7 protein-coding genes are annotated in these 13,146 nt (G+C 58.6%); 5 read left to right on the forward strand and 2 right to left on the reverse strand.

Annotation, left to right across the window (positions count from 1 at the left end; all coding sequences use genetic code 11):
* Nucleotides 1-15: 15 nt before the first annotated feature.
* Together Mag101_RS01275 and gshB are read right to left on the reverse strand one after the other, a co-directional pair.
* The gene (locus Mag101_RS01275) at nt 16-951 is read right to left on the reverse strand and encodes an energy transducer TonB (RefSeq protein WP_077399687.1); all 936 of its coding nucleotides are present in this window, start codon (nt 949-951) and stop codon (nt 16-18) included.
* A gap of 106 nt (nt 952-1,057) precedes the next feature.
* Nucleotides 1,058-2,014 carry a glutathione synthase gene (gene gshB / locus Mag101_RS01280; protein ID WP_077399690.1) on the reverse strand — a complete coding sequence of 319 codons (957 nt, stop codon included), beginning with the start codon at nt 2,012-2,014 and terminating at the stop codon, nt 1,058-1,060.
* A gap of 377 nt (nt 2,015-2,391) precedes the next feature.
* Here gshB and pilG point away from each other — a divergent pair, with 377 nt between their 5' ends.
* The 5 genes from pilG (at nt 2,392) to Mag101_RS01305 (ending at nt 13,134) form a co-directional block, all read left to right on the forward strand.
* The gene (pilG, locus tag Mag101_RS01285; protein WP_010132439.1) at nt 2,392-2,787 is read left to right on the forward strand and encodes a twitching motility response regulator PilG; all 396 of its coding nucleotides are present in this window, start codon (nt 2,392-2,394) and stop codon (nt 2,785-2,787) included.
* A gap of 240 nt (nt 2,788-3,027) precedes the next feature.
* Nucleotides 3,028-3,390, forward strand: a complete 363-nt coding sequence (gene pilH, locus Mag101_RS01290; RefSeq protein WP_077399693.1) for a twitching motility response regulator PilH — start codon at nt 3,028-3,030, stop codon at nt 3,388-3,390.
* Between the two features lie 18 nt (nt 3,391-3,408).
* Nucleotides 3,409-3,951 carry a chemotaxis protein CheW gene (locus Mag101_RS01295; RefSeq protein ID WP_077399696.1) on the forward strand — a complete coding sequence of 181 codons (543 nt, stop codon included), beginning with the start codon at nt 3,409-3,411 and terminating at the stop codon, nt 3,949-3,951.
* A gap of 269 nt (nt 3,952-4,220) precedes the next feature.
* Nucleotides 4,221-6,398: a methyl-accepting chemotaxis protein gene (locus tag Mag101_RS01300; protein ID WP_077399699.1), complete on the forward strand. Its 2,178-nt coding sequence runs from the start codon at nt 4,221-4,223 to the stop codon at nt 6,396-6,398.
* A 133-nt stretch (nt 6,399-6,531) separates the two neighbouring features.
* Nucleotides 6,532-13,134: an Hpt domain-containing protein gene (locus tag Mag101_RS01305; protein WP_077399702.1), complete on the forward strand. Its 6,603-nt coding sequence runs from the start codon at nt 6,532-6,534 to the stop codon at nt 13,132-13,134.
* The last annotated feature ends 12 nt before the right edge of the window (nt 13,135-13,146 follow it).

The raw sequence follows: 13,146 nt of genomic DNA on the forward strand, positions 1-13,146 counted from the left end.
CTAGTTTAGAGGCTGTCAGCCGCGGTTGGGAGTTTTACCGGCGGCGGTGGAGAAACCCGTCATCTCAAAGCGCCAGGTGCGAATGATCTCCAGCCGGTCCGCCTGTTGGCGAATTTCGGTGGGGAAGGGCGCGAACGGGGCCGCCAGGCGGACAATCTGTTGTGCCGCATCGTCGAGGATGGGTTCGCCGGAGGACTCGAGGATGACCACTTCTTCGACCGCGCCGGTGGGCAGCAGGCGCACCATCATGCGCAGGTCGCCGGTGATCTGCCGGGCGAGGGCTTCTTCGGGGAAGTTGTCGTTACCAACCGACTCTACTTTCTGACGCCAATCGTGCAGGTAGGCCGCATCAGTTGAGGCTTTGGTGGCGACGGAGGTGAGGCGGCGCACCCGCGGACGTTGGGCGATGGTCTGGCGAATCTTGTCGAGGCGCGCCTGCAGGCTGGCGATTTCCGGGTTGGAGGGCGGCAGGTCTGACGGCGCGTCGCCCTGCTTCTCTTCCGAGCGCTTGTCCTCGGCGGGAAGCTCCGGCGCCTGAGTGGGGCTGTCGCCGATGGTGGTAATCAACTGGCGCAGCTGGTCTGCCGGACGTGCGGCCTGTTGCTGTGGTAGTGGGTTGACCTGACGAATACTGGTGTCGGCGATTTCCGCGTGTCGGTCGGTAGACAGCTCCTTGGGAGTTTCCGCGGTGCCGCTGGCTTGCTGGTTGTGCTGTGCCAGGTAGTCGGCGTCTTCCGGTGCATCCGTGGAGCGGTGTTGGGCCAGGGTTACTTCCAGGGTTGGCGGTGCCTCACTGGCTTCCGGCGCCGTAAAAGCAACGCCGAATATCAGTAGTGCATGCAGTGCGCAGGCCAGAAACAGGGCAAAGGTGAACCGATCACCCTGGGACGGCTGGTTGCCCGGGGCGGGTTGCGGAGTCTGGCGCTGAGGCTGGCTGAGAGCTGCGGTCATTTTGGTTATTGTTTTTACTGCGGTTGCGGTTACTTCTGCTCGACGTCAGCGCGCTTCGGCCCGATCGGGTGTTGCGGGCCGGGTGCTGAACCATTCGCTGGGCAGTTTATCCCTTTTTTGCCAATCGGTCTGTGATCGCGCGCATCAGCATGCCGCCAATATCGGTACCGTAGGCAGTGTCAATCTCCCGCACACAGGTGGGGCTGGTTACGTTGACTTCGGTGAGATAGTCACCGATTACGTCGAGTCCGACAAACAGTAATCCTTTTTCTTTCAGAGTTGGGCCGACGCGGCGGGCAATTTCCAGGTCGCGCTCGGTGAGGGGGCGCGCTTCGCCCCGGCCACCTGCCGCCAGGTTGCCGCGGGTTTCCCCTCCTTGCGGGATGCGCGCCAAGCTGTAAGGCACCGGTTCGCCGTCAACAACCAAAATGCGCTTGTCACCGTCTTTGATCTCGGGGATATAGCGTTGCCCCATGATCTGGCACTGGCCGTTTTCGGTGAGTGTCTCGAGGATTGCACCGATATTGCTTCCGTCGGGCTTGACGTGAAAAATGCCAGTGCCGCCCATGCCATCGAGGGGCTTGAAGATCACATCCTGATGTTCGCTGTGAAAGGCACGCAGCTGCTGCATATCGCAGCTCACGATCAGCGGCGGGATGCAGTCGGCGAAATGGGTGGCGAAGATCTTTTCGTTGCAGTCCCGCAGGGACTGCGGCTTATTGGCAACCAGAGTGCCGGCGCGCTCCGCGGCTTCGAGAATGTAGGTTGCGTAGATGTATTCGTTGTCGAACGGCGGGTCCACGCGCATCAGCAGTACGTCGAGATCTCCCAGGTGTACCGGTTTGCGTTCGCCGAGCTTGAACCAGTTTTGTGGGTCTTCGAACACCTGCAGCGGTGCGCCGTTGCCCATCGGCTTTGCGCCATCCAGATACAGGTCTGCCTGCTCGAAATAGTACAGCTCAAATCCTGCCCGCTCGGCCGCCAACAGGAGGGCCAGGGAGGTATCTTTCTTGAAGTTGATATTGGCAATGGGGTCCATGACCACGCCGAGAGTCTGGCTCATAGAATGTCCGTAAAACTGAACTTGCTGGGTGGGGCGCGCCAAGAAGGTATGGCTGCGCAAATGGCTAAGGTAAGAGTAGTGTCCCCTCTCTGCAAGCTGCCCGTGTAGACCCGGTAGTAGGTAAAGTGCGGCACCGCTCACAAAATGATCATTGTGCGCTGTCACACTCGGACGTCGCTAGATTCACCTGTTCATCTGTGATACAAGTTTGCATCTGATCTGCGTCCGTCGGTCACTGGGTTCGCGCAAGTGCGCAAACCCTCCCCAGGTGGCTGTTCGCAGCAACGATCGGACCCCGTAAAGAGGTTGTAAATACAGGCCCGGCGCTCATGCCCGAGATGCCTGAAAATAAGTAGAAGGGGATTTGGGAACACACTATGGAGCTCAACTGGGAAAGTCTCACCGTAATGGTGATCGACGACAGTAAAACCATTCGTCGCACAGCAGAAACTCTGCTGCAAAAAGCAGGTTGCGCGGTCGTTACCGCCACTGATGGTTTCGATGCGCTGGCGAAGATCGCCGATTCGCGTCCGGACATTATCTTTGTGGATATCATGATGCCGCGCCTGGACGGCTATCAGACCTGTGCACTGATCAAAAACAATAGCGAATTCCGCAGTACACCTGTCGTAATGCTGTCCAGTAAGGATGGCCTGTTCGACAAAGCCAAGGGACGTGTGGTTGGTTGTGATCAATACCTGACCAAGCCGTTCAGTAAAAGCGAACTTCTGGGTGCAATTTCCGCCCATGCCAAGCCGCATCACGCCGCCTGAGAATAACTTCTCATTCAGGGCGTGAAACCCTTGGCAAAAATGGCGTAGACTACTGCATCCAGCCGCGCTGGCGCAGGCCAACGATCTTAAAAATGATCGAATGTCATGAACGTCAGTGTCGTTTGCAATAAATAACAAAGCGTGTGGTCACACTCCGTTTATGGGGGTGGCCAGTGCCAACAACATCCGCCCGGTAAAATTGCAATGGCCGGAGTGGACAACACTATCTCGGGGGACCAGATGGCCAGAGTACTAATCGTCGATGACTCGCCAACCGAAACTCACAAACTGACCACCATTCTTGAAAAGAACGGTCACGCCGTACTTACCGCCACTAATGGCGAGAGCGGTGTGGATGTGGCGCGCGAACAGCGCCCCGACGTTATCCTGATGGATATCGTGATGCCGGGTCTGAATGGTTTCCAGGCTACTCGTCAGCTGAGTAAGGGCGGCGAGACCGCTGGTATTCCCGTGGTGATTGTGACCACGAAAGATCAGGATACCGATCGCGTGTGGGGCATGCGTCAGGGTGCCAGCGCCTACCTGACCAAGCCGGTCGACGAGGGCAAGCTGCTTGGTACTATCGCGGAGGTGTTGGCCTGAGGCCGACGTTGAGTCTCCGTGCAATCAACGCTTACCCCCTATCTCGCGCTCGTAGATATTGCCAACCGCGCCAAGGCGCAGGCTAAGGGGCTGCCCGCCCGCCAGGAAATCAAACCCTATTGGACGGGCATTGGATTTTCTCTGCTGGGACAGCGCTTTGTCGCCCCCATGGAAGACGTGGTGGAGCTGCTCGAGGTCCCTCAGTACACCTTCATACCCGGGGTCCAGCCCTGGGTGCGCGGTGTGGCCAATGTGCGTGGTCGCCTGCTGCCGCTGTTTGATATGGCAGCCTTTTTTGGTGGCCATCTCGCAAGTTCTCGCCAGAGTCGCCGCGTACTGGTGTTGGAGCATGAAAAGCTCTACGCCGGGCTAATCGTGGATGAATTGCACGGTATGCAGCACTTGGCATTGGAATATGGTCAGATGCCGCCCGCAGACCTCGCTGAACCCTTTGCGCCGATGGTGAGCGGTCAGTTTGTGCTGCAGCAAGGGCGCTGGTTTGTATTTGACCTGGATGCGCTGATAAACGATTTTCAATTTGCAGATGCCGCGGCTCACTGAGTCGCGGCATTCTGCGTTACAGGCGGAGACATTCGTGTTTGCGCCGACTCGCACTGGCGGGTCAATGAGGTGCGGTAGTTTCCGTACGTCATATTAGTGTTCGGCCTCAAAACTGCTGCGGCAGAGGGTGCCGGTCACGAACCGTAGTCGGCCGTGGCCGGTATTGGGGATGTCCGCATTGCGGGCAGTTGGGGTTGTGAGGCCAGCGGGTCTCAATAAGTGGTGAAAACAAGAATTGGCCTGAGGCACAGGTCCGCCAGGAGTAAATTATGAAAACAGGCTCCCAGAATTCATTTTCCGCGTTGCGCAGTAACCCTGCCGCGCTGTTTATGTTTTTCTTGGTACTCGCCACACTGGCGGGGCTGATCGTCAGCATCTATTTGGTGCAGAGCCACGCTGACCGGGATCAGACGTACCTGGAAGACGTTGCGGAAATGCGCGCACTTTCTTACCAGCTTGTGTCCTACGCACCGGCCGCTACCGCAGGTGACGAGCAGGCGTTCGCGGACCTGGAGCAGGTTGTGAACCAGATGGCCGCGACCTGGAGTGGTTTGCAGGGCATGGATCAGGGCAGCCGCCGCGCGTTGGAGGCTGAACTTGGTGCCTATGGCCAGGTTTGGCGCCAGATGCGCGAACAGGCCGACACCATTATCGGTAACAAAGATTCCATTATCTTCCTGAACGACGTGGCGAGCACCCTGAACGACTCGCTGCCGGAACTGCAGGCAGAGCACAACAACATCGTGGAAATCCTACTGGCCAACAACGCTCCGGCCAACCAGGTAGAGCAGGCTCAGCTGCAGGTGTGGCGTGCGGAACGTATCGGTCGAAACATCGATAAGATGCTGCAGGGTGGTGACGACGCGGAAGCTGCGGCAGACCAGTTCAACACCGATGCCAGCCTGTTCGGTAAAGTGGTAGATGGTATGAAGGGCGGTGACGTGGTGATGGGTATCTCCCGCGTTACCGACAGTGAGGCCCGTGAGTCTCTTGAAGAGATTACCGAGCTGTTCGAGTTCGTAAGTTCTTCCGTACGCGAAATCTTCGAAGCCACACCGGCACTGTTTGCGACCCGTCAGGCCGCTGACGGTATTGCTACCTCTTCCCCGCAGCTGCTGGAAGCGCTGTCCACACTGAACGACCGTATTGTTAGCCTGTCCAGTGAGCGTCAGCCGAACAACCAGACCATTGCCATTATTGCCGGTGTTTTCGTGCTGCTGATCTTCGGCATGATGGTCACCGCATTCTCCGGCGCACGTCGAAGCCTGAAAGAAGAGTCTGAAACCAACGAGCGTAACCAGCAGGCAATTATGCAGCTGCTGGACGAACTGGCCGACCTCGCAGATGGTGACCTGACGACCTCGGCAACGGTAACCGAGGCCTTCACCGGTGCGATCGCGGACTCCATCAACTACACGATTGACCAGCTGCGGGTACTGGTATCCCGAATCAACGGCACTGCGCAGGAAGTATCGTCCCTGTCTCAGGAAACCCAGCAGACCGCCCTGCACCTCGCCGAAGCCTCCGAGCACCAGGCGCAGGAAATTGCCGGTGCATCTGCGGCGGTGAACGAAATGGCGGTGACCATTGACCAGGTATCTGCGAACGCCGCGGAGTCTGCCCAGGTAGCAGAACGCTCGGTACAGATCGCAAGTAATGGTGCCAAGGTGGTACAGAACACCATCAAGGGCATGGATACCATCCGTGAGCAGATTCAGGACACCTCCAAGCGAATCAAGCGACTGGGTGAATCTTCCCAGGAGATTGGTGACATCGTAAGTCTGATTAACGACATTGCGGACCAGACCAACATCCTCGCACTGAACGCCGCGATCCAGGCCTCTATGGCTGGTGATGCGGGCCGAGGCTTCGCGGTGGTTGCGGACGAGGTACAGCGCCTCGCGGAACGTTCCGCTGCGGCAACCAAGCAGATTGAAGGCCTGGTAAAAGCGATTCAGTCGGATACCAACGAAGCGGTAGTTTCGATGGAATCCACCACTACCGAGGTGGTACGCGGTGCTCGCCTAGCCCAGGACGCGGGTGTTGCTCTGGGGGAGATCGAAACGGTATCCACCAACCTCGCATCCTTGATTCAGAACATCTCCAACGCGGCACGCCAGCAGGCCTCGTCCGCGGGTCACATCTCCAACACGATGAACGTGATTCAGGAAATTACCTCGCAGACATCTGCCGGTACCCAGGCTACCGCACAGTCCATTGGTAACCTGGCTCAGACCGCATCCAGCCTGCGTGACTCCGTTGCCGGCTTCAAGCTGCCGCAAGCGGATGACGTGGAAGCTGAAGGCGATCTGTACGATAGCGATCTGGCACAGCTCTCTGAAGAGTTCCCGATGCTGGATGACGAATCCCTTGAGGGTGCGATGGCCGAAGAAGGTGGCCTCGCTGCACTATCTCAAGAAGAGCGTGAAGACCGGGCTCTGGCCTGATTTACCGCATATTCTGATAACGACAAAGCGGACGCCCTCACTGTTGTTTCGGTGAGGGTGTAAAGCAGCCCGCGACGGGGACTCTCTGAGTCTCAGTTGTAGGGCGGGCAAATTGAATTACCGAGGACTTGGCGTGAGTCACGACAATCCCAATTTTGTGGCCCTGGATTGGCTGATAGGCGAAATCAACGAGACGCTGGCTCAGGCTCGCCAGCAGCTGGAAACTTTTGCCTCGGATTCCGCCGCCTCCGATACCTCCAGCGATACCGCTAATTCCGCGGATAGCCTGCTAAAGAATTGCCTTAGCCTGATCCACCAGGTACACGGCAGCCTGCATATGGCGGAGCTAACCGGCGCCGCCATGCTCGCCGAAGAGATGGAGCAGCTGGTACAGGCCCTCGCCAGCGGTGAAGTCGAGAACAGCGACGAGACGCGCGAATTCCTTATGCGCGCGCTGCTGGAATTGCCTCTCTATCTGGAAAAAATTGCCTTCCAGCGCCGCGATAATGCGGTGCTGTTGTTGCCGTTGCTGAATGACTTGCGCGCGGTGCGCCGCGAGCGCCTGATCACCGAAGGTGCGCTGTTCTCCCCGGACCTTTCCGCACTGGAGCAGGTAACTGGTCAGCGCCAGCCATTGCTGGGTAATACAGCGAAGCTGCAGGAGCTGGTTACCAAGCTACGCAAGATGTATCACGTGGCGGCAGCCAGCCTGATCCGCGACGTGAACAGCGGTGAAAGCCTTGCATACCTCGGTAAGGTCAGTGAAAAAATGGCACTGCTGTATAGCGGCAGCCAGCGCCAGCACCTGTGGGAAATTGTCCAGGGGTTGCTCGAGGGTATTGCCGACCACCGGGTAAATGTATTGCCGGCACTGCGCCAGCTGCTTCGCCGCATCGATGTCGAATTCCGCCTGCTCTCCGGGCAGGGTGCGCGCGTTCTCGACGTGCGTCCGGACCGGGATCTCATCCGCAACCTCCTGTTTTACGTTTATCTGAGTGGCCCGAACGGCCCACGTTCCGCCGCGCTGTATCAGAAATTCGCGCTGGACCGTGCGGTGCCCGGAACACCGCGTCCGGATAACGAAGATGCCTTGGCCATGGGGCCAGAGGCGATGGGCACCGCGGTGGCAGCACTGCGTGAAGAGCTCGCCAGTGTGCGTGAAGCGCTGGACCCGAGTATCAGTACCACTGAGCGCGCGCCGCTTTCGGATACCGCGATTGTCGCCAAGCGCATCGCCGATACCCTCGGTGTATTGGGTCTCGAGAATCAGCGCACCCGTGCCCGCAGTATTTACGAATATCTCCGCGACGCCTCCCGCAGTGCTGCACCCGACGATCTACTGATGCAGGCCGCATCCGAGCTGGTGCAGCTCGACTCCGGTCTTGCCGCCGCTGCGGAGCGGGATCGCAAGGTCGATAGTGAATCGCCCCTGATGGGCGAGGCTACCGAACAGGTTCTGCGCGAAGCCCGGATTGGTCTGGAAACCGTGAAAGAGGCGGTGGTGGAGTACATCGCCAGCCACTGGGACGCTGGCCATCTCGCCGAGGTTCCAAAGCGCCTGCAGGAAGTCTGTGGTGGTCTCGAAATGGTGGGCTACGGCCGCGCTGCCGAGATTGTGGGAGCCTGTCGCGGTTATATTGAAGAGCGTTTGATCAATGCCGGCGATCAGCCGGACTGGAAACTGCTGGATACCCTCGCGGATGCGGTTACCAGCGTCGAGTACTACCTCGAGCGCCGTGCCGACGGTATCGAAGACGCCGATATGTTGCTGGCGCTGGCCGAAGAAAGCGTTGCCACGCTGGGTTACGCGGTCGCCGAAGGCGATGTGTTCCCGGCGCCAACCGATGGTGTCGATACAGATACCCTGAGTGGCCTCGAGTTGCCTGAAGAGGTCGCCAAAGTTCCTGCGGAGTCGGTCGCGTCTGTTGCCGACGAAGAACAGCAGGCACTGGATGAATTTGAGCTGTCTCTCGAGCTGGAAGAGGAGGCACCCGTTGCCGAGCCAGTGGTGGAGGCTGACCCGTTGGCGGCGCTTGCGGGAAGTCTGGTGGAGGAATCCCCGGATACCGACGATTCCGAACCATCGATTGTTATCGAAGACGCGCCGCTCGCCGAACAAGAAGAGCCCTCGCTGGTTGAAGCGAGCTGGTTTGCCGAAGAGGGCGCTGCTGACCCTGCGCCCGTCGAGACTGCAACTGCGGTCGAAACTGCCCCTGAAGCAGCTCCTGAAAGTGCTCCAGTGCCTCATTCCATTGAGCCTGCATTGGAACAGCCTGCAGCCGCTCTGCCACCGCTGGCAGACGATGACGACACCAGCATCATCGACGATGAAATCGTCGAGATTTTCCTCGAGGAAGCCGGTGAGGTTCTCGAAACCATCAACCACTATTTCCCCCTGTGGGCAGCCAATTTTGGCGACCGCGAGTCGCTGGTGGAATTCCGTCGTGGTTTCCACACCCTGAAGGGCTCCGGCCGCATGGTCGAGGCACTGGAAGTCGGTGAGCTGTCTTGGGCTGTGGAAAACATGCTCAACCGCGTGCTGGATGAAACCGTTTCGCCGGCGCGCGCGCATGTGACATTGATCGAGATGGTGCTTGCCAAGCTGCCGTCGATGGTGGATGGCTTCCGCACCCGTACCGGCGACCCGGATCCGGCCCGCACGGCGGAGCTGGAAAGTTGGGCGAAACAGTTATCCCAGGGCGAAGTGCCCGCTGCTTTACTGCAGTCTGATACCGCCGGTACTGTCGAAGTTGCCGCGGCGGCGCCTGCCGCAATTGATGAAGCGCAGCTTGAGGCGGATGAGAATGCCCAGTTGTGGGAAATCTTCGCTCAGGAGGCTGAAACCCACCTGGCGACGGTGGCGGAATACCTCGCTGAAATGCAGCGCCAGGCTCCGGTATACGATATTCCGTCTGATCCATTCCACCGCGCCCTGCATACCCTGAAAGGCTCTGCCCATATGGCAGAAGTTACCCAGGTAGCGGAACTGATGGCGCCGTTGGAGCGTTTTGCCAAAGAGCTGCGTACCTATCAGGTCGCGATTGATAGCGATACCTACGACCTTATCAGTGACGGCGCCAGCTACGTGCGTGAGGTGCTGCAACAGATTTATCGCCACGAGCCACTGCATGTTGAGCGTAGCGATCAGTTCGTGGCACGAGTTGCGGAATTGCAGGAGCGCGCCGTTGGCCACCTGATTCGCGAGCGCGAAGCCAATGAGCCGAAGGCCGTGGATCCTCAGCTGTTGGCGGTGATCATGGCCGACGGCATGAAGGTACTGCTGGACGCCGACGAGATGCTCAACCGCTGGCGCGCCGCCCCGGGGGATCGATCCATTATTTTGCCGGTTGCGGAAGAGCTTGATGTTCTGCAACAGGCCGCAGGCCAGGCACAGTTACCAACGCTGCAGGAACTGGCCAATCTTTTGCTGGCTGTTTATCGCCAGGTGATCGACGGTCATCTGGAAGAAGAGCCGGCGCTGTGGGCATCTCTCGAGCAGGGTCACAATGAGCTGTTGGACCTGGTAGATGCGGTTGCCGCATCTACCGATCTGCCCCAGGTCAGTGACGCCGTGGGTGAAGCCCTGCGCACATTGGCGCAAGGGGATGACAGCGGCGAAGAGGAAGATATCGATCTCTCCGAATTCGGTATTGATGCCAGTGAATTCGCTTTCGATGACGCGGCTATAAATGCCGAAGAGACACAATCCGCAACGGATGTCGAGGTGCCCCCCACCGTCGATGCGGATGACCTAGGCGAGCTGGGCTTTGACGACCTGGTTGCGGAAGAGCAGGCAGCAGACGAACGAGGCAGCGAAGGTGTTGTCGTCGATGCGCCTACCGAGCTGGAGATTGTTGCCGATGATGTTATTGATGCCGCCGGTGTGGTCGAGGACGAGCGCGAGCTGACCGTCGAGTGGTTGGAGGCAGAACTGTCTGCCGATGAGCAAGGCAACTCTTCTACCGACGCGTTCCTGACCGATGAAATCCCCACGATCGAATCTGAAATCGTGGAGCCGCAAACCTCTGAGCAGGGGGTTGTTGCACCGGCTGATTTTTCGACCACCACAACTGAATCTGCTCCGGAGCCAGAATTCGCCGCGCCGGAACGCGACGTTGTCGAGCGCCTGATGGCGGAGCCGCCCGTGGCGCCAGTCGAGGTTGTAACTCCTGCACCGAGCGCCGAGGTTGCCGCTCCCCAGGCACCGTCTGGTGACGTTACCGAAGCGCAACGCGCACTGTTGGCGGATATCGACCCGGACGTAGTCGAAGTTTTCCTCGAGGAAGCTTCCGATCTGATGGACGAGCTGGAAGAGCTAATCCAGAACTGGGAACAGTCTCCAGAAGACAACGCCATGCCGGAAGCGCTCAAGCGCGTGCTGCATACCTTTAAAGGTGGCGCGCGTATGGCGGCCCTGATGGGGCTTGGTGAGGTTGCGCACCGATTCGAGACCGTGATCGAAAATATGCAGAGCGGCAGTGCCCCGTCTGCCAGTTTCTTTGCCGATGCGCATGGAATTTACGATCGACTCGCGGCTGGTGTCGAGACAGTACAAGCCTGGATGGGCGGTGATGAATTGCCGGCATTCTGTGCGCTGCTGGAGACTCAGTGGGCCGACGTACACGCCGTACCCGGCGAGGCGGTACAGGCTTCAGCGCAGGCAGGCGAAGTAGATCAAGTAGGCCCAGACAGTATCGTTCTCGATACTGCAGCGGTTGAAGTGGAAGAGGCGCAGGTTGTCGAGACGCCGGTCTCTCCGACCATCGAGACCCCGCCAGCAGTCGTGGAGTCCACGCCCCCGGCAACCGTCGCGCCCGCAGCCAGTGGCAACAATGTGTTGCCGTTTGTACGCAAATCGAAAAACGTTGGCGAGCGCGATGGCGGTCAGCCGCGTAACCAGCCCCAGGAAATGGTGCGGGTAGCTTCCGAGCTTTTGGAAGAGCTGGTAAACCTCGCCGGTGAGACGTCGATTTCTCGTGGCCGCCTGGAAGAGCAGGTCAGTGAATTTGGTCTGGCGCTCGACGAAATGGACTCGACCCTGTTGCGCCTGAACGAGCAGCTGCGTCGCCTGGATAAAGAAACCGAAGCACAGATCCAGTTCCGTCAGGAACAGGATGTGGAATTCGATCCGCTGGAAATGGACCGCTATTCGTCTTTCCAGCAACTGTCGCGCTCTCTACTTGAGTCCACCTCTGACCTTCTGGACTTACGGCAGACTCTGGGTAACAAGGCACGGGATACCGAGACTCTGTTGCTGCAGCAGTCGCGCGTAAATACCGAGCTGCAGGAAGGTCTGATGCGCAGCCGCATGGTACCTTTTTCGCGCCTGGTACCGCGTTTGCGCCGTATCGTGCGTCAGGTGAGCGCCGAGCTGGGTAAACAGGTTGATCTGGTGTTCTCCAACGTCGAAGGTGAGCTGGATCGTTCCATGCTGGAACGTATGGTGGCACCGCTCGAGCATATGCTGCGTAATGCAGTCGACCACGGTATTGAATCTCCGCAAGAGCGTCTCGACGCCGGCAAGCCAGAGCGTGGCCGTATCGCGGTTGCCGTTGCCCGTGAGGGCAGTGAGGTGGTGCTGACAATCAGTGATGATGGCTCCGGTATTAACCTGATGCGAGTGCGTGAAAAGGCCATTGAAAGCGGTCTCATGCGTCCGGACGCCGAGTTGTCCAACAATGAAATCATGCAGTTTATTCTGCAGGCCGGTTTCAGTACTGCTGATCAGGTCACGCAGATTTCTGGACGCGGCGTGGGTATGGATGTTGTATCGGCCGAGATCAAACAGATCGGTGGCTCGGTAACGATCGGCTCACAAGTGGGCCAGGGAACTGAGTTCGTGGTACGTCTGCCGTTTACCGTATCGGTTAACCGTGCGCTGATGGTGAAAGTGGGGGACGACCTGTTCGCCATGCCGCTGAATACCATTGAGGGTATTGTGCGCCTGAGCCCGTTTGAGCTGGAGCACTATTACCGTACGCCGGAAGCCCGTTTTGAGTATGCCGGCGAGCCCTACCAGGTGAATTACTTCGGCAGCCTGCTGCAGTCCTCCGCACAACCGCGTCTGGCGGTAGAAGACATGCAGATGCCAGTGTTGCTGGTGCGTTCTGACAATACCGCTATGGCTTTGCAGGTCGATGCGATTCTGGGCAGCCGTGAGATCGTGGTGAAGAGCCTCGGTCCACAGTTTGCCGGGGTGCAGGGTGTATCCGGTGCGACGGTTACCGGTGATGGCACCGTGGTGGTGATCCTCGATGCGCACGCACTGCTGCGTAAACACTCCGCGCAACTGGCGCGTCCGGAAACGCCGTTGCTTGAAGAGGCGCCAGCCGAAAGCGGGCGAGAAGAGCCGGAGAACCAGAAGCTGGTCATGGTGGTGGATGACTCGGTAACCGTACGTAAGGTAACCACTCGCTTCCTTGAGCGTGAGGGCTTCCAGGTAATTACCGCGAAAGATGGACAGGATGCGATTATCCAGCTGCAGGATGTTATTCCGGATGTGATGCTGTTGGATATTGAAATGCCGCGTATGGACGGTTTTGAGGTGGCGCGAAACATTCGTTCCAGTAGCCGTTTGCGGGATATTCCAATCATTATGATTACCTCCCGTACCGGTAAGAAGCACCGGGATCATGCCTTGTCCCTTGGGGTAAACCACTATCTGGGCAAGCCGTATCAAGAAGAGATCCTGCTGGAGGCCATTCGCGACTTTACCGAGGCGAAGGCGGACAGCTAATGGCTGTGGGCC

It is taken from the genome of Microbulbifer agarilyticus (assembly GCF_001999945.1).
GTDB lineage: Bacteria > Pseudomonadota > Gammaproteobacteria > Pseudomonadales > Cellvibrionaceae > Microbulbifer > Microbulbifer agarilyticus_A.